Raw genomic sequence first — 18,365 nt, 5'->3', positions numbered from 1 at the left:
TATCAGGGGATGGATTCATACATATCCAGCTGCCACTCTGCTGGTTCATCCGCTGCCTCTTGATACCATTCCTGCATTAGGGGGTGCTGACGCACGGCATCCATATACGCGCGGGCAACATCAGATAGTCCCGTAACACCGTAGGACAGAAAGCGGCAGACAATCGGGGCAAACATGGCATCTGCATTCCCAAAAGATGCACCAAACAGATATGGACCATCAGCCCCGTAACGGGTCCTGGCATCTGTCCAAATCGCATCAATCCGGGAGATATCCTTCAGCACATCTTCCGTCGGAGGCTCAGCCAAGGGGCGGGCATCTCGGCCCAGATTCATAGGCAGAGCAGAACGCACACCACGAAAGCCGGAATGCATTTCGGCTGATATGGAGCGCGCTATCGCACGTTCGCATCGTTCGGATGGCCAAAGAGCAGGTTGATATTCTGCGCAGTATTCCGCAATTGAAAGCGAATCCCACACCACCGCACCTTCATGCTCCAGATACGGCACGCACCCGTTGGGGGACAGTGTTTTTAGCACTGTGGTTTTGCCCCCACCTGCCAATGGCACAACGTCTATATCAACATTCAGCTGCGCCAGCTTGACCATAAGCCAGCCCCGCAAAGACCACGAAGAATACCGCTGTGTACCAATAACAAGCCGACCATCAGCCATCATTCGTGCCCTTTAACCTAAGAGTTTACGCTGGAACAGTTTCTTCCATACGGCGGATAAACCCACCACCCAGAATACGTGTGCCCTGATAGAATACACAGGCCTGCCCGGGTGCGGGCATGGCTGGTTCTTCCAGATACACCATGGCGCCATCTGGTGTGGGCACCACGCGGGCAGCCCGAGGCTCCTCACGCGCGCGCATTTGCACACGGCACACTAAGCCTTCTGGTGGTGCATCTACCAGCCAGTTCACATCCCGCACAGAAAGCGCTGTAACAAAGGATTTTTCCCGCGGGCCAATAATCACGCGCCTGCGGCCTGGTTCTACACCAACCACCATCTGGCGCTCACCATTCAGGCGTGCGGCATTCCCCAGCCTTTTGCTTTGCCCCACGGTAAACCGCATAACGCCTTCGTGCTGGCCTACAATCTGCCCCTGCTGGTCCACAATTTCACCGGGACCTGCCATTTCGGGGTGCATTTTTTCCACCAGATCCACGTAGGAGCCATCGCTTACAAAGCACAGGTCCTGACTATCGGGCTTGCCTGCAACCACCAGACCAAAGCGCTCGGCTTCTTTTCTAACGGCTGCCTTGTCTGGCATATCACCTAACGGAAAACGCAAAAACTCAAGCTGATCCCGCGTTGTAGCGAATAAAAACCAGCTCTGATCCCGGTCTTCATCACATGGGCGGTGCAGTTCTGCACCATCTGGCCCTTCTACGCGGCGGACATAATGACCTGTTGCCATGGCATCTGCGCCAATTTCACGCGCAAGGCCCAGCAAATCTGTAAACTTTACACCCTGATTACACGCCACACAGGGCACTGGCGTTTCACCTGATGCATAAGCATCCGCAAAACGCTCTATAACGCTATCCTTAAAGCGGCGTTCCGCATCAATAACGTAATGCGGAAAGCCCAGAAGGTCCGCCACTGCGCGGGCATCACGAATATCCTGCCCCGCACAGCACGCACCTTTTTTTGCAGCCCCGCGCGAATCGTAAAGCTGCAAGGTAGCACCCACAACTTCATGCCCTTCCTCCAGAAGGCGGGCAGCTACAACAGAGCTATCCACCCCACCAGACATGGCAACAAGTATACGCATGAGCGCTATATCCTTTTAAAAACGGCTTCAGGCCTTGCTGGGCAGGCGTACAACCAAACCATCCAGCGCTTCTGTCATGACAATCTGACAACCCAAGCGAGATGTCTTTTCCAGCCCGAAAGCCAGATCCAGCATATCTTCCTCATCATCCGTAGGGGCTGCCAGCTTGGGTGCCCAAGTTGGGTCTACAATCACATGGCATGTTGCACAGGCCAAAGAACCTTCACATGCGCCTTCAAGGTCAATGCCGTGCTTATGGGCAATTTCCAGCACGGAAAGGCCAACCGGCGCATCCACTTTGTGTTCTGTTCCGTCCTGTTCAACAAATGTCATCTGGGGCATTGGTTTCCATCCTGCCAAAGGCTGTTTCATTGCGGCATATGGGGGTATGGCGTTCTGTTGGGCTGCAACCTGGTAACTTACGTTACACTGCGCACCCGCAAGACAGCCTGCGCCAAATTGTCTGCCGCGCGTTCTGCTTCGGCGGCTGAGGTAAAACGTCCGGGAGACAGACGCAAGCTTCTTCCCGCTTCTTCTCTACTCAATCCCATTGCTTCCAGCACATAAGATGGGGCCAGTTCTGCCGAAGAACAGGCTGAACCCAAAGAAACAGCCAGATCAGGCATAACCGCCACAACATCCAGCGCAGGAACCCCTGCAGGCAAACGCAGATTAAAAATACCCGGCAAACGTGGGGCCGATGCTGCGTTAACCTCACACCCCGGCAATATTGTATCCAGCTTATTTAGAAAAATGCGCTGTAACATGGATAAATGCTCAAAGCCGGTATCCAGCTCCTGCTTTGCAATCTGGCAGGCTTCGCCAAACGCAGCCACCAGAAAACCGGGGACAGTGCCAGAACGCACACCACGTTCCTGCCCTCCGCCAGAAAACAGCGCTGCCAAACGCACCCGTGGCCGACGCCGCACAAACAATGCCCCAGCACCTTTGGGGCCATACAGCTTGTGGCTGGAAACAGAAGCCAGAGCCAAGCCCCAAGCGTGCACATCTACAGGAATTTTTCCCGCGGCCTGTGCCAGATCAGAATGCAGTAGAGCACCTGCCTCATTCACCAAATGGCCCAGAACAGACATATCTTGCAGCACGCCTGTTTCATTATTCGCGGCCATAATGGAAACAAGGGCTGTGGGCACTTTTAACGCCTCTTGCAACACAGATGGATCAAGCAGGCCGTTAGTATCCACTGGCAGCACAACAGGTTCAAACCCTTCCTGCGCCAGATCCCGCACGCTTTCCAGAACACATTTGTGCTCTGTTGCTACAGTTATAATGCGTTTACGCGGGCTACCCTGTGCGGCCAAGTGGCGCGCAGCCCCTTTAATGGCCAGATTATTGGCTTCTGTAGCGCCCGATGTAAAAATGATTTCCTTGGCATCTGCCGCTATCAGATTGGCAACCTGATGACGTGCATGGGACACCCTGTCTGCCGCGCGCATTCCGGCTTCATGTGTTGTGCTATGGGGGTTACCATTTTCATGGTCCAGAACGTCCAGCAATACGGCTCGTACACGCGGATCACACGGTGTGGTGGCTGCATGATCAAAATAAATGGATGAAGCCATGCCCGAAATTACACCACAGAATCCACAAGCCCAATAGATGCCGAGCTTTGTGCCATACGAGTGTAAGACTCGATAAAGCGGGCAACATCCTGCTCTGTCACATTCCACGGCAAGGAAACACGTAAAGCTTGCCCGGCCAGATCTCCTGCTCCCATGGCTTCCAACACGTGTGAAAACGCCACTTTACCGGAAGAACAGGCTGAACCGGCCGAAACACAAATACCGTCCAGATCTAACCGCATGAGTTGCGCCTGTGCGCGCTTGCCCGGCAATGCCAGAGAGGTGGTATTATTCAACCGTGGCACGTCTGCCCCAAACACTTTTGCACCTGCAGCCACAGCCGCCTGTTCAATACTATTCCGCAACGGGGCCAGATCTCGTGACTGTTCCAATGCGGCCCCCAAGGCTGCCGCCAGTCCTGCAATGGCAGGCAGAGGCGGTGTTCCGCCACGGCGGCCCTGCTCCTGCCCTCCGCCCTCAAATAGCGGCAACACACGCGCAGGTGCCGGACCACGCAGTAACAAAGCCCCTGCCCCTTTTGGCCCACCCATTTTGTGGCCTGAACATGCAAGACTATCGATTCCGCTGTTTTCAACAGAAAGTGGCAAACGTCCGGCAGCCTGCACGGCATCAACATGCAAATGCGCGCCATACTTCCGGCACAGCAAAACCACATCATCAATCGGGTGCAGGACACCTGTTTCATTATTAGCCAGCATCAAACACACAAAGGCGGGTGTTTTGTCCTGCGCCAGCGCCTGTTCCAGCTTATCCAACTGCACCTGACCGTTGGTATCTACATCCAACCATGCCACTTGCGCATCTTCTGGCGCACCTTTGCGTACAGCATCGTGCTCTGTGCGGCCGATCAGGAATCGGCGTCCTTGGCCGAGTCCCCTCATGGCCAGCACGTTAGCTTCTGTGCCGCCTGATGTAAAAATACAGTTTAGCGGCGCTACATCCAGATAACGTGCAACCGTATTACGGGCTTGCTCCAATAACGCGCGGGCTTTACGGCCTGCGCGATGCACGGAAGATGGATTTCCTGTTAAATCAGCAGCTTCCAGCAACGCGTCCCGCGCTTGGGGGCGCAAGGGCTCTGTTGCATTGGCGTCCAGATAGACCACATCCGAACCACTGCTGTTTCTTTCTGTTCTGCTTGTCATGATGCCCCGAATCAGATCGCCTGCCACACAGACATGCCATACCCAAAAGGGCTAAAAACAGCCATTATAACGATTTATGTGGAAATCTTGGCACCACAGCCGCTATAGAAAGCCGCATGGTCAACACCACGAGGTGCAGCATGCCCCATCACGCTGGGAGAAAAGACTTCCCCCACGCATTACGATCTCCACGGAATCTCGGTGCATGATTATGCCTGTGTCTTCTCTCAGGTCAACGGCAGAAAACATCTTCTGCTATTTTCTCTACACATCAGAGACACCATATACCTGAAAGACCTTTCTTTTCCGTTTTCTCCCCACAAACGGAAAAGAAAGGTGTGTTGAACATTTAACTGCGCGGCCTCTGCCCCGCATGGCCTGATTAGAAACGTGGCATCGTTTTTAATCAGACCTGTTTACAGAACCCGGAAACGTCATGCCCACGGACGTTTTCCATGATCAAGCGGAACCCGAATGCCAGAGGTTATGTTTGCCGGCCCTGATGGTCGTCTTGAAGGGCGCTATCACCATTCAAACGAGCCCAACGCCCCGCTTGCCCTCGTGCTGCACCCTCACCCGCTGCACGGCGGCACCATGAACAACCGCATTACCTATGCGCTGTATCGCACGTTCGAAAAGATGGGCTTTTCCGTCATGCGTTACAATTCGCGCGGGGTTGGCCGTTCTCAGGGACGGTTTGATGGCGGTATTGGCGAAATTTCAGATGCTGCCGCAGCGCTAGACTGGATGCAGATGGTTAACCCCAATGCCAGCGGGCTGTGGATTGCCGGTTATTCTTTTGGTGCTTTTGTTGGCATGCAGTTGCTGATGCGCCGCCCGGAAATTACCGGCTGGATTAGCATTGCACCACCTGCCGCGCATTATGATTTCGGCTTTCTGGCACCTTGCCCCTGCGGCGGCCTGATGATTGCCGGCGGCAAGGATGATATGGCCCCAGAGCCTGCCATTCATAAACTGGTGGATAAGCTGAACACCCAAAAAGGTGTGACGGTTGATTACCGGGTTTTCCCCGAAGCAGATCATATCTTTGCCAAACAGGTAGATAAGATCACCAACGCGGTGGAAGACCACGTAACCAAGGCCATGGCACACCACAACATGCCTCTGGCGGCAGACTAAAAAGCCGCTTTACTGCTGCCAGCCACTTCTTATGGGCTGGCAGCAGATACATTTCTCTTAAAAACTATCAGTCTTTCCGGCGTGGATGCGCCAGTTCTCGTACAACGCCATGTAGTGTGCGCAGTTCCTGCTCTGTTACTTCACCACGTGTAAAAAAGTGGCGGAGGTTACGCACCATACCGGGGCGCTTCTGCTCATTCCGCAGAAAACCGCAGCCATCCAGCTCACGCTCCAGATGTTGCAGAAAGTTCTCCAGCTCCCCTTTGGTCGCCACATGGGTCTCATTCGTCATGAGTTCACGCGGAGGGGTCTGATCCTCCGCCATCCACCATTCATACGCCATGATCATGACGGCCTGCGCCAGATTAAGCGACATGAAAGCCGGGTTGAGCGGATAGCGAATAAGCGCATCTGCCCGCGCCATATCCTCATTATCAAGGCCAGCGCGTTCGGGGCCAAACATCAGGCCCACTTTTAACCCGCGACCTGTTGCCGCACGCAATTCCGCCGCACCACCTCGGGCCGTTAACACAGGCTTGATGATATGCCGCGGGCGTGGGCATGTTGCGTACACATGGTGCAAGTCTGCCACAGCATCATCTACACTCTCATGCACCGTTGCGGCTTCCAGAATCCGGTCTGCCCCGGAAGAAGCACGCCATGCGCGTTCTTGCGGCCATCCATCCCGCGGGCTGACAAGCCGCAAATGAAAAAGGCCGCCATTGGCCATGGCGCGCGCTGTGGTGCCAATATTTTCCGCCATTTGCGGGCGCACCAGAATAACAACAGGCGTATTGCCTATTGGCTCCAGAGGGGCGCCCCCATCCCGACCGGTCATGCCCGCCTCCAGCTTGTGCCGTCTTTAGTATCTTCCAGCACAATGCCCTGAGCCTGAAGCTGATCACGCAGTGTGTCTGCCTTTGCAAAATCCCGCGCTTTGCGCGCAGCCAGACGTTCGTTAATCAGGGCTTCAATTGCAGCATCTTCATCAGAGGCATCGCCTTTGAACCACTGTTCGGGGTCACTCTGCAAAAGCCCCAGCATGCCTGCACCCGCTTTAAGGGCACCTGCGGCCTGCCTGTCTCCGGCCAGAGCCTGCGCTGCAAGAGCGTGCAGTTCTGCAATGGCTTTAGGTGTATTCAGATCATCCGCCAGAGCTTGCATCACGCCCTCTGGCACATCTGTTTCTGGCACAGGCCCTGCAGCAAGAGCACGGTAGAACCGATCCAGCGTTTTACGCGCTTCCTGCAAACCGGCCTGCGTATAATTCAGGGTGGAGCGATAGTGCGCCCCCAACAGCAACAGCCGCAGAGCTTCTGCCGGTGCCTGTGCCAGCACATCCCGAATGGTGAGGAAGTTGCCCAAAGACTTGGACATTTTCTCACCCTCAACCAGCAGCATGGCATTATGCACCCAGTAATTGGCAAACTTGCCATGAGGGAAGCAGCACAAGCTCTGGGCACGTTCGTTTTCATGATGCGGGAACAGAAGATCTGATCCCCCACCATGAATATCAAAGCTATCTCCCAGGTAACGATGAGACATAGCAGAACATTCAATATGCCAACCTGGTCGGCCACGACCCCAAGGGCTATCCCACCCCGGCTGGTCTGCGTCCGATGGTTTCCACAGCACAAAATCACCCGGCGCTTTTTTGTAGGGGGCTACCTCTACACGAGCCCCAGCTTCCAGCTCTTCTGGGTTGCGGCCAGAAAGTGCGCCATAGGACGGGAACGAACCGACCGAAAACAGCACATGTCCTTCGGCCTCATACGCGTGGCCGTTTTCGATCAGCCGCGCAATCATGGCCTGCATTTCACCAATATTATGCGTGGCCCGTGGCTCTATATCCGGCGGCAGCACATTCATGGATGCCAGATCTTGATGGAACTCTTCCGTAGTGCGCTGGGTGAGAGAGCCAATATCCTCTCCATTCGCGCGGGCTCGTGCGGTAATTTTGTCATCAACATCCGTGATGTTCCGCACAAATGTCACGCGCGGATAAACATGCCGCAGCAGGCGCACCAGCACATCTGCCGTAAGCATGGCCCGCAAATTGCCAATATGGGCCAAGTCGTACACTGTTGGTCCACAGTAATAGACTTTTACATGTGCCGGATCGATAGGCGTAAACGGCACCGTGGCACGACTTTGGCTATCGTGCAGGGATAGAACTGGGTGAGGAGGAAGATGAGAGTGCGGCATGCAGCCTAGATGCGCCAGCAGCGGTTTGGATGCAATATCCTGCGCCCCCAAAAAACCTTTCATCAACACAAAAACAGGTCTTGACGAGTGGGGGTGGTTTCAGCTTAATTCTGCCCCTGCGAAATACGCATCAGTGCCCTTATAGCTCAGTGGTAGAGCAACCGCCTTGTAAGCGGTAGGTCGTGGGTTCAAATCCTACTGGGGGCACCACTTTTTCCCACTGAAAAATTTGGCGGTAAATAGCAGGTAGGCGGTTTTACGCGGCCACCCATCCATCCTGCTTGAGCGCAACACCAGCCAGATACAAGCTGCCACAAATCAGCACTCTTGCACGCGGTTGTGGATTTTGGGCTACCAATGCATCAAGCGCATCAACCAGCGTTGGCCCTACCTGAGCCTTTCCACCAGAAGCCTCCACAATAGCTTCTACCGGCAATGCCAAATGCTGCTGAGGCTCACAAATAGCCCAAACGCTAGACGCAAACGGCAGCACCGGGTTTAAAAAACCCGTGGCATCCTTGGTCTGCTTCATTCCCACCAGCACGTGCAGGGGTTGATCTTTCCAATGCGCCAGTTCCTGCGCCAGAGCATTGCCAGCCCCGGGGTTATGGCCACCATCCAGCCAGAGCTCCCACCCCTTGGGCAGATGAGAGGCCAACTTGCCGTGGAGTTGCTGCATACGTGCAGGCCAGTTCACGCGGCTAATGCCCTGCCATGCCTGTTCTGGCACATGCAGGCCAGAAACACGCAATGCTTCTACAGCAAGCCCTACATTTTCAACCTGCCACGGCCCCACCAATGCGGGCTGCGGCAATGTGAGTTCCCCGGCCTTATCTTTAAACGTCAGTTCAGCCGTGCTCAACTCCGCACCATTCTGCGGAGAAATCGACCATTCAGCCCCACGCCGATAAAGCGGTGCACCCACCTTATCTGCCTGCGCTTGCAAAACCTTCATAACCGCTTCTGGCTGATTGCCTGTTATGGCAGGCACGCCCGGCTTGAAAATACCGGCTTTTTCTGCGGCAATAGCTTCCAGCGTGTCACCCAGAAACGCCTCGTGATCACGCGAGACGGAGGTGACAATACACGCAGCAGGTTTACGCAGCACATTGGTGGCATCGCACCGGCCACCCAGCCCTACTTCAATAATCGCCAAGTCAGCCGGGTGACGGGAAAAAAGCAGAAAGCCAGCGGCTGTCAGAACTTCAAATACGGTAATGGGCGCGCCATCATTTACCCGCTCGATTTCTTCCAGCGTGGCAACCAGTTCCGATTCGCTCACCAATTTACCGGCAATACGGAACCGCTCCGTCACATCCACCAAATGTGGGGATGTCATCACATGCACACGCCAGCCTGCGGCCTCACCAATAGCACGCAGAGTGGCGCACGTGCTGCCCTTCCCGTTTGTGCCAGCAACATGGATAACTGGGGGCAGCTTTTCTTCCGGGTGCCCCAACTTTGCCAGCAGTGCTTCCAACCGCCCCAAGGAAAGATCAATAAGTGCCGGATACAGGTTATTCAGCCGTTCCAACACCGCGCCTGTCCGGCCCGTGAATTCTGCTGTGGGGCTGGAAGCTGCTGCTTTTGTCATGAAAGGATTACTCTGCGGCGGCGGGAGCTGGTGCCTGCGGGCGCGGCGGCGGTGCTTTTACATCTGCAGGTGCGTGCATCAGCAGCCCGATCACACGGGCCAATGTTGCGGGCACATCCTTACGCTGCACCACCATATCCAGCATGCCGTGATCCAGCAGATATTCGGAGCGCTGGAAGCCTTCTGGCAGCTTTTCGCGCACCGTATCCTGAATAACACGCGGGCCAGCAAAACCGATCAGCGCATTGGGTTCGGCCATCTGCACATCACCCAACATGGCAAAGGAGGCCGTAACGCCACCTGTGGTTGGGTTGGTAAGCACCACAATATAAGGCAGCCCAGCTTCTTTAAGCATTTCAACCGCTACAGTGGTACGAGGCATCTGCATCAGGCTGATAACGCCTTCCTGCATACGTGCGCCGCCAGAAGCAGTGAAGATAACCAGAGGAGCCTTTTGAAGAATGGCCAAACGCGCTGCGGCCACAAAGCGTTCACCAAACGCAGCCCCCATGGTGCCTGCCATGAACTCAAACGCCATGACGCCAACAACAGCCTGATGGCCGCCAATGGTGCCGTGGGCCACAATCAACGATTCGTCTAGATGGCTTTTTGCGCGCGCATCCTTAAGACGATCTGTATATTTTTTCTGATCGCGGAACCCTAGCGGATCAACCGGAGCAGAAGGCAGCTCAATACGGGTGAAATCCCCGTTATCAAACGTCCATTTCAGACGGTCCATAACCGGTGCACGCATGTGGTGCCCACAATGGGGGCACACATTCAATGCCTTGTGCAGCTCTTTGGTCAGAATCATCTGGCTGCATGAGTCACAGGTCGTCCACAGATTATCCGGCACATCCCGACGCAGCAGGCCGCGAATTTTGGGACGAACATATTCGGTGATCCAGCTCATTTTGAACCCTGTGACTGCACAATACAAATTGCAGGGACAAATATATGGCCCAGCACGCGTTGCATTACGCTGGCTGAACCTATCTGCCAAGTTTTATGAGAACCTACAGGCCAGATGCCCCTGCGGAAAACAAGCCTGAAGCTTACAGTTTACCCTTAAACTTCAGGCTATATTGAAGCTCTGATTACAGAGCGCCTTCAACCCATGCCTTCAACTGGCTTTTGGGCAGGGCACCCACTTTTTTATCTACAACCTTACCATCGCGCACCAGCATAAGCGTAGGAATGCTGCGCACCTGATACGCATTGGGTGTTTCTGGGTTATCGTCAATATTCACTTTGGCAACGGTTACCTTACCGGCAAATTCCTTGCCAATTTCTTCCAGCGCTGGGCCAATCATCTTGCAAGGGCCGCACCATTCTGCCCAGAAATCTACCAGCACAAGGCCAGACGCCTTGAGAACATCTTTATCAAAGCTGGAATCGCTGACAGCAAGCGTGTGTTCACTCATTTTCTGGTTCCTTAAACTCTCCGGCACGCGCCTGCATGCCGTGAACTGCCTTTACCAATACAGGGTAACAAGCTGAAACGGCTTTCTACCCAACTCTTTCTAACACTTAAGGTTGCGCTTGCTGCGGTCAAGATACAGCTTCTGGCAAAATGCCGGGGGCGTACTTATCCAGCAACGCATCTGGTAGAACATCCGCGCGCGGCATTTCTGTCCAGACCAAAACACAGACAACTGGCCGATCAGGCCATATACCTTGCAGAAGGGCCCGATAAGCCGCCATCTGCCGGAGGTATAAAACGGGTGTATCCTGCACTCTACGCGGTGCATGGCGGCCGGTTTTAAAATCACACACCAGCACTTTGTTGGGCAGCACACGCAAACGGTCAACCTGCCCCACAATAACCTGCCCGCCTGCCACACCGGCCAAACGCTGCTCTGCCCGTGCAGACGGATCAAACAGATCTACCAGTTCAGGCAGGTGCAAAACTGCAATGACCTGTTGTGCAAGTTCGGCAGCTTCATGTGATGACAAACCACTTGCTGGTCGTGCCAACCATTGATGCGCCATGGAAGGTTGCTGCTCTGCCGGACAGGCAGGCAAAAACTGCAGCAAAGAGTGCACCAGATTACCACGTCGAAAAGCAGCTTCACGCGCCTTGGCTGGCGTTACGGCGGCAATATCCAGCGGCGAACGAACAGGGGGAAGCGGCCCCAACATGGCATCATCTGGTTTACTTGGCGCCAACGGGCGCGCTAGCGGGCTTTCTGCTTCTGGCAAAACTGGTTTCCACAACGGGGCTGATCCCATCCATTGCGGCAATGTGGTTACTTCCTGAGGGCTATCAATAGAATCCGACGCAGACTGTTTGGTAACGGTTTGTTCCTGCGGGGCTTCTTCCAATAGAAGCATGGATCCAGACCATTCACCTTCCTGAAAATCTACTTCTGTTGCACCGGCTTTTTCAAAACCAATGCGGCACCTTTCATACCAACTTTCTGCAGGCACATTGCGTCCTGGCTTCCAGCCACAAACAACCAACCGATCTGCCGCACGCGTAAGCGCTACATAAAGCAGGCGATTATATTCCTCTACCACACGGCCACGCATAACCTCTTTGAGATTACGCGTTAAACCCACGGATAAAGCATTACGTGGCACATACAACGGCACATCTATATTGTGTATTTTATCATGCGCCCAAAACAATCTGTCCTCAAACCGAGGAAGACCAACTGTATCTGGCAAAATCACCAGACGTGCCTGCAATCCTTTAGAACCATGCGCTGTCATGATTCTTACGGAATCTCCACCAGATTCTGCTTCACGCTTTACGGTTTCTTCTGAATGACGCATCCAATGCAGAAAACCCTGCAAAGAAGGAGGATGCTGATCCTGATATCTTATTGCTGCAGAAAGGAGTTCATCAATTGGCTCCGCTGCTTCGGCCCCTAAACGCGCAAGAAAACGTGCACGGGCCCCACCAGGCCCTAATGCAGCAGAAAGAAACTCATACGGTGTTAAATAATCTACCTGCCGGAACAAACCATTAAGAAAATTCCAAGCCTGTTCCCAATCTGATTGTTCTGCATGACGTTCGCGCAGTGCTGACCACAATGGTTCTCCTTTTTCACGCCCCGTCGCCAAAGCCATCAAGCTATTATCTGAGATATTCCCCAAAGGAGATGTGAGCACGCAAGCTAATGTTAAATCATCTTGTGGCAACAGAAGAGCCGCACATAAAGACAACATATCCTGCACAGCCAAATGTTCAGCCAACCCCGTACGCACAAGCGTAACCACAGGAATATTTTGACCTTTTAAAGCACGCACAAGCATACCCACGAATGGGGAGCGACGCGGCACAAGAACCAGAACATCACCCGCTGTTAAAGGTTTTTGTCCTAAAACAGGTTTTTGATTTAACTGTCTGGCAATATATCTTGCCAGAGCATCGGCTAACTTCTGGCGTGGGCTCTGGCGTGTTGCATTACCTTGTGCAGGCTCCCATGGGCTAATAGCATCTTCATTCTCTTCAGCCTCAACCAATGGCCACAATTCTACACGCCCTCCTTTTCCCGGGCGGGCTGTAATATGTTCCATAACTTGGCCTGGCTCTTCCACCACGCCTTTGGCTGCCTCTGGATCTGCAAAAACAGCATCAACAAGTTTAAGAACTGGCTCTGTTGATCTAAACGAAACCGTTAATTCAGGTTCACGCCATAGCAAATGGGCATCTTGCACACGTTTTTTGAATCTTTGTCTCCATTCACGAAAGGAATCTGGATCTGCTCCCTGAAATCCGTAAATAGATTGCTTATAATCCCCCACGGCAAAAATGGTCCGCGGCGGTTCATCTTCATCCCGTCTTCCAAGACCGGAAAAAAATTCTTCTGTAAGATCTCCAGCAATACGCCATTGCTCGGGAGAAGTGTCCTGCACTTCATCCAGCAACAAATGATCTATGCCTCCATCCAGCTTATACATGACCCAAGCCGCACCGGGCTCGCGCAAAAGCCCTAATGCACGCTCAATAAGATCATCATACTCAATTTGGCCATACCTCGCTTTTTGTAATGTGTACAGACTAGAAACAGCAGCAGCCATTTTAAGCAATGCGCTCCCCATCTTAACAAGGTTTCTGGCCCGCAGTTGCTCGTCTACCTTATTAATACGTTCACCTTCTTTTTGAATATAGAGCGCAATATCAGGGTATTTTTCAGAAAGTTTTTTAGAAATCAAACCAACAGCACGCAACTTTCCATCTTTTGTGAGAAAGCCGTTCCGCCACACGAGCCATTGCGCCGCGCGCTCAGATGCAGGCAAGGAAAGCCAATCCAAAAGCGAGAAAGCATTTCTTTTTATTGCTTCAGATCCTTCATTGGAAAGGATCTGAAAACCTTCTTTTAAATTAGCTTCCTCTGGAAAATCAGAACATAATTTCTCAAGAAGTTCAGAGGCACTCCCGTGCAATATATCAGACGATAAACCTAAAATCTGACATAATACAGATTCAGCCTTATGAGGATCTTGTACAATAAGATTTAATAAAGAGTGTGATCTTTCATCCTTTCTTAAAACCCCTGAAATAAAAATAAAATCGCCTAAAGATATCTGACCTGCTAATGGGGAAATCACCCCTTCTTTTTGCTGACCTAAAATAGATTCCACACATGTTTGTAAGGCTAGGGATGCATCTGTTTCTTCCATAACCGTAAAATGCGGGTTCATGGAAGCTTCTAAAGGGAAACGTCGCAACAAAGATTGGCAAAACGCATGGATTGTTCCAATACGCATACCTCCTGGAAGATCAAGAACTTCTGCAAATAACGCCCGCGCACGTCGCCTTGTTTCATCTGTACAGGGCACATACAAACCTGCCAGCTCTTTATCTAACGCTTCATCCGAAAATGTTACCCAACGTCCAAGGCGTGTTTGCAACCGAATGGACATTTCCGCTGCTGCTGCTTTGGTAAAAGTAAGACATAAAATACGAGCTGGTGAACTTCCGGGTTGAATGGAACCATCTTCTGCCAAACGCGGCAACATCAAGCGCAAAAGACGGTCAATCAACAATTTGGTTTTACCGCTTCCCGCAGAAGCTGACACAAAAACAGAAGCTGAAGGATCTGATGCCAAAGCCTGTTGTGCATTGGCCTGAGCAATAGCTTTTTGTAAAGCTTCCTGTGCAGATATACTCATTCCTCATCCTCCTTACGTGCGGCATTCCACTCGGGCACACGTGCCAGACGTGCATAATCTGCAAAACGTGGTTCTCTGCCAGGATGAGGATGAGAAAGATAAGGCTGATCTGGCTGATCATATGCTGCTATTCGCAATAATAGATTTTCCCAAGTCTGTTCAGCCAGATCTGTAAGACTAAGCGCATCACGTGCCTGCACAACCACTTCTTCTCCTGGCACTGCTCCACCGGTCAGGCGCCAGTATATAAGATTTGATATTTCTCTTGAATGTTCAGGAACTTCCTTAAAACCACCACGAAGAATCATGGCAGATTCAAGCGGAAGCTGTGGGCTCCAACCAGCCAAAACATCTTTAGTTGATGGTAATGTGCCAGTTTTGTAATCCTGCACAATAACATGCCCTTCAGCATTTAATTCTATACGATCTGCGCGACCAACAATGTCAAACCTGCCTGCAGGTGCATCCATAATACTCACTTGCCCGCGAATTTCTGTAAGAATGGCACGCGGTGTTCCATACTCGCTACGCCGCTTCTCTTCTGCCTGCACCACCCATTGAGCAATACGCGTTAATCTGGGCGCCCACCATGCACGCAATGCCGGACGCAAAACGTGTTCTTGCAAACTTATATGGAACAAATCACATAATTTCTTTTCTGCATTTTCTGGCCATGTCACGCCATATGTCTTGACCCAACGCTCCAACGCCTTATGCACAATCATACCGTAATCAGATGCATCTGCGGCCTCTTCCAACTCCGGCAAAACTTCAAGTCGCAAAATATGTTTTGCGTAAATGGCATATGGATCTCTTACCCACGTTTCTATTTCTGTCACACTCAAACGGCGTGGCCGCAACGAAACTGGCGGTACAGGTTGCGGTGGTGCTACAGGCGTTGCCGGGCCTAATGGCTGATCCAGCTTATTCAACCAAAATAAAGCAGGATGATTGGGAATATGGCCATTTCGTCCCGCCAAAAAAGCATTCAGCCGCGTAAGCCATCTAGCAGGTACAACAGGCGCTCCTTCCCGCCTCCGTGCGCTGGAAAGAACAACCGTGCCAGCTGCTGCTGCACTTGCAAAAAAATCATGTGCTGCCTGACCTACAGCCTGTTCTGGCGATGGAAGCCCCATTTTTTTTCGCATGGGTCGGCTCATCCACGGGCCAGCATCTACTACGGGCGGCCAGACACCCTCAGAAAGACCGCCCAAAATAACGGTTTCTGCCGTTTGCAAGCGCGCCTCGAACAAGCCCCAGATCAAAACACGAGGATGTAAAGATTTAGGATCTCCACCCCGGCGCATGGCAACACGTTCTGGAGCCAGAACCGCCGTTAACAAACCATCTAAAACAACAGGAGGCTGCGGCGGCAAAACCTCTGCTGCCAGCATTAGTTCTGTCAACTGGCTGGCAAGCATATTGCCTTCTTCACCACGCCACAAACGCTCTGATGCACTTTCTTCATCAGTAGCAACCAAACGCTCTACTGTTGCAATTAATACTGCCAGCAAATCTGGTACGGGCGCGCAATGCTGCTCTAAATCCGCGTGAGCGCGTGCTTCTACGGCATCATACTCCCACCCAAGAACTGGTTCCAAACAAAATGCCAAACGCTCCATAAAAACAGACAATGCAACCGGGCCAAATGGCCGATCCGCCGTAATGCCTCTTTCTAGTTTAGCTTTTGCTCTTTCATTAGGGTTGTTTAAAGCATTTTCCACCACTTGGCATAAAGCTGCAAAACCAGGTGGCGGTGCTGGACCGCGCAAAATAGCCCGCTCTAAAAGACGGGCCGTTGCACGACAGACACCAGATGAAAAACCACATGAAACTAAAGGATGTTTTAAAACACTTAAAAGAGAAACTGGTGAGAACTTACTATCCACCATTTGCGCAACAAGGCGTAATAGAACAGCCGCAGGTGTATCAACCAAAGATGAACCCGCACTATCATCTGCCAGCACACCCCAACGTGCCAGTTCTGTTGCCACACGCGCTGCCAACACGCGGTCTGGCGTTACAAGAGCCACCCGATGCGCCGGTTTTTCAATAGCCTCACGCATGATCATACTGATTGCAACAGCTTCTTCCTGCTGATCAGCAGCATCTAATCTGTAAACATTTTCTAACTTAGCATCACCAGGGCATGACCAATCACCCAATGCTTCGGCCGGAAGAAGAACGCGGGCAAGAATAGATGCTCGTTCAGATCCACCTCCTGCTCCTTCCCAAACTTCCACTTTATTCCGTGTGATTTCCAAATTTTTCAGTAAAGAACTCAAACCTGCCTGAGGATGACTGTCTGGCAATGAAACAAAGGTTTCTTCTGCCATCATCATATCCAAACCAGGCAATACAACCTTGCCCGCAGGACATTCGAGAACCGCTTGCAAAACTTTTACTGTAGGCTGCATAACATGCGTAAACCCAGCCGCCCATATAGGTGTACTATCACCTTGTTGAGCGAGTTTGCGCCATAAATCTGCCTGTGCCTCCAGCAATGCAACTTGTCTGGCCACAGGGTTCATAACCCCGTTTTCCTTCAGCCATTCTGGCCATGCCTGTGTTACAATTTCTAGAAATCTTAAAATAATTTGCCAATGTTCCGCAAAATTCTCTTGCACAGCTTCGGGCAAGCGTGCCGCCAAATTGACACCAGACCACTCCGCTTCATCCATCAGCTCTGCTAAAGCTTTTGCCAGAGGCCATGCCTGATCCAACGTTGGCTGTGTGCCAAATGCTTTATCTGCCTGCAAAACCAACCGAGCTAATACAGCCAACCTGGTCATACCAGCAACTGCAGGGGGCAAATCCAAAGCCAGTTCGCCACCCATACCAGCAGACAACCCTAATTCTGCTTCATCCAACGCACCAATCGGTACTATCCGCGGCAACAATACACTCTGACCATCCATATGGCGTAAAAAGGCTTCTGTTAACGCGCGCGCGGCACGCCTGCCGGGCAATACAATAATGCCCTCACCTATTGCTTCTACGTCATGGTTTGCAGCTTTGATCCAACGGAAAGCCAGTTGATCAAGAAAAGGAAGATGGGCGGGAATTGTTGCGAGTTTCATACGTCTGTTCCAACGCCAGCAAGATCTGCCTCTTTCAATCGATCTTCCCATCCGGCCAATCTGGCTTGGCGCTGTCCATCAGCAAGAACACGTATTTCAAGCTTCAAAGCATCTTCGGGCAACAGATCTTCCAATTTTTGCGGCCATTCAACAAGCACCACGCCTTCTCGTGCTTCATCCCATCCGAGTTCTTCCAGTTCGTCAGGACCACCTAGGCGCCATAAATCAAAATGCGATACGACACAGGAAGGAGATTCGTAGGATTGCACTAAAGTGTAAGTTGGACTCGGGACCTCCAAATGAGGGGCATGACAAAACGCACGCAAAAAGGCACGCGCAAAAAGGCTCTTTCCAGCCCCAAGCGGACCAGAAAGCAAAATGGCATCTCCTGCTTGCGCAGATTCTGCCAGTTTTATGGCCAACCTTATTGTTGCGTCTTCGTCTCGCAGAATCATCTCTCTGGCCATTTTAGCTTTCTCCATCCTTCAACCCAGCGATTTGCCCTCAATCACAAAAGAAGAGGTTTGTGTTGTATCTATTCCGCGTTCACAAAGAAGTGTATTCATCACAAACCAAACAAACTTTCTCTAGATTTCATTGTTAATGAAGAATTTTTCCAAAAAATTAACAATAAAACCTAACGTTTTTTATCAATTTCTTAATCTTCACTTAATTATTATATATCTATAGG

General features: G+C 52.0%; 14 protein-coding genes and 1 tRNA gene. 2 read left to right on the top strand and 13 right to left on the bottom strand.

All coding sequences use genetic code 11. From position 1 onward, the window contains the following. Positions 1–2 precede the first annotated feature (2 nt). The 5 genes from ABNV41_RS00465 to ABNV41_RS00445 form a co-directional block, all read right to left on the bottom strand. Positions 3–674 carry a glutathione S-transferase gene (locus ABNV41_RS00465; RefSeq protein WP_050820286.1) on the bottom strand — a complete coding sequence of 224 codons (672 nt, stop codon included), beginning with the start codon at positions 672–674 and terminating at the stop codon, positions 3–5. A gap of 25 nt (positions 675–699) precedes the next feature. Beyond that, a complete protein-coding gene (gene mnmA / locus ABNV41_RS00460; protein WP_003623382.1) occupies positions 700–1,782 on the bottom strand; it encodes a tRNA 2-thiouridine(34) synthase MnmA in 1,083 nt (360 codons plus the stop codon). Between the two features lie 27 nt (positions 1,783–1,809). Next, positions 1,810–2,124, bottom strand: coding sequence for a ferredoxin family 2Fe-2S iron-sulfur cluster binding protein (locus ABNV41_RS00455; RefSeq protein WP_050818828.1), 315 nt, complete (start codon positions 2,122–2,124; stop codon positions 1,810–1,812). A 77-nt stretch (positions 2,125–2,201) separates the two neighbouring features. Then, positions 2,202–3,365, bottom strand: coding sequence for a cysteine desulfurase family protein (locus tag ABNV41_RS00450; protein WP_050818830.1), 1,164 nt, complete (start codon positions 3,363–3,365; stop codon positions 2,202–2,204). Between the two features lie 8 nt (positions 3,366–3,373). Beyond that, positions 3,374–4,558, bottom strand: a complete 1,185-nt coding sequence (locus tag ABNV41_RS00445; protein WP_080986720.1) for a cysteine desulfurase family protein — start codon at positions 4,556–4,558, stop codon at positions 3,374–3,376. 447 nt (positions 4,559–5,005) lie between these two features. On the opposite strand from ABNV41_RS00445, the gene ABNV41_RS00440 reads away from it, so the two are divergent. Next, complete coding sequence (locus ABNV41_RS00440) at positions 5,006–5,671, top strand: alpha/beta hydrolase (protein WP_003623374.1); 666 nt, start codon at positions 5,006–5,008, stop codon at positions 5,669–5,671. 67 nt (positions 5,672–5,738) lie between these two features. Here ABNV41_RS00440 and ABNV41_RS00435 read toward each other — a convergent pair whose 3' ends face one another. Beyond that, positions 5,739–6,509 (bottom strand): RNA methyltransferase, encoded by a 771-nt coding sequence (locus ABNV41_RS00435; RefSeq protein WP_050818832.1) that lies wholly within the window; start codon positions 6,507–6,509, stop codon positions 5,739–5,741. Next, a complete protein-coding gene (gene cysS, locus ABNV41_RS00430) occupies positions 6,506–7,939 on the bottom strand; it encodes a cysteine--tRNA ligase (protein WP_349935117.1) in 1,434 nt (477 codons plus the stop codon). The genes ABNV41_RS00435 and cysS overlap by 4 nt, the downstream gene beginning before the upstream one ends. Before the next feature lie 72 nt (positions 7,940–8,011). Between cysS and ABNV41_RS00425 the strand changes: the two genes are divergently transcribed. Next, positions 8,012–8,086 (top strand) — tRNA-Thr (locus ABNV41_RS00425). A gap of 46 nt (positions 8,087–8,132) precedes the next feature. Here the strand turns inward: ABNV41_RS00425 and ABNV41_RS00420 are convergent. The 6 genes from ABNV41_RS00420 to tsaE all read right to left on the bottom strand — a co-directional run bounded on the left by ABNV41_RS00420 (position 8,133) and on the right by tsaE (position 18,141). After that, on the bottom strand, positions 8,133–9,470 hold the full coding sequence (locus ABNV41_RS00420; RefSeq protein WP_050818834.1) for a folylpolyglutamate synthase/dihydrofolate synthase family protein: 1,338 nt from the start codon (positions 9,468–9,470) through the stop codon (positions 8,133–8,135). Positions 9,471–9,477: 7 nt separating this feature from the next. Next, a complete protein-coding gene (gene accD / locus ABNV41_RS00415; RefSeq protein WP_003623367.1) occupies positions 9,478–10,383 on the bottom strand; it encodes an acetyl-CoA carboxylase, carboxyltransferase subunit beta in 906 nt (301 codons plus the stop codon). A gap of 184 nt (positions 10,384–10,567) precedes the next feature. Then, positions 10,568–10,894, bottom strand: coding sequence for a thioredoxin TrxA (gene trxA / locus ABNV41_RS00410; protein ID WP_003623364.1), 327 nt, complete (start codon positions 10,892–10,894; stop codon positions 10,568–10,570). Between the two features lie 127 nt (positions 10,895–11,021). Beyond that, entirely contained in the window at positions 11,022–14,594 is a 3,573-nt protein-coding gene (gene addA / locus ABNV41_RS00405; RefSeq protein WP_050818839.1) for a double-strand break repair helicase AddA, read from the bottom strand. Then, entirely contained in the window at positions 14,591–17,674 is a 3,084-nt protein-coding gene (gene addB, locus ABNV41_RS00400; RefSeq protein ID WP_050818842.1) for a double-strand break repair protein AddB, read from the bottom strand. The genes addA and addB overlap by 4 nt, the downstream gene beginning before the upstream one ends. After that, positions 17,671–18,141, bottom strand: a complete 471-nt coding sequence (gene tsaE, locus ABNV41_RS00395; RefSeq protein ID WP_050818844.1) for a tRNA (adenosine(37)-N6)-threonylcarbamoyltransferase complex ATPase subunit type 1 TsaE — start codon at positions 18,139–18,141, stop codon at positions 17,671–17,673. Before tsaE ends, addB begins: the two co-directional genes overlap by 4 nt. Positions 18,142–18,365: the final 224 nt, after the last annotated feature.

It is taken from the genome of Acetobacter sp. A11-2 (genome assembly GCF_040208445.1).
Lineage (GTDB): Bacteria > Pseudomonadota > Alphaproteobacteria > Acetobacterales > Acetobacteraceae > Acetobacter > Acetobacter oryzoeni.
The sequence above is the reverse complement of the archived record's forward strand: the minus strand, read 5'-3'. Positions and strand labels throughout refer to the sequence as shown.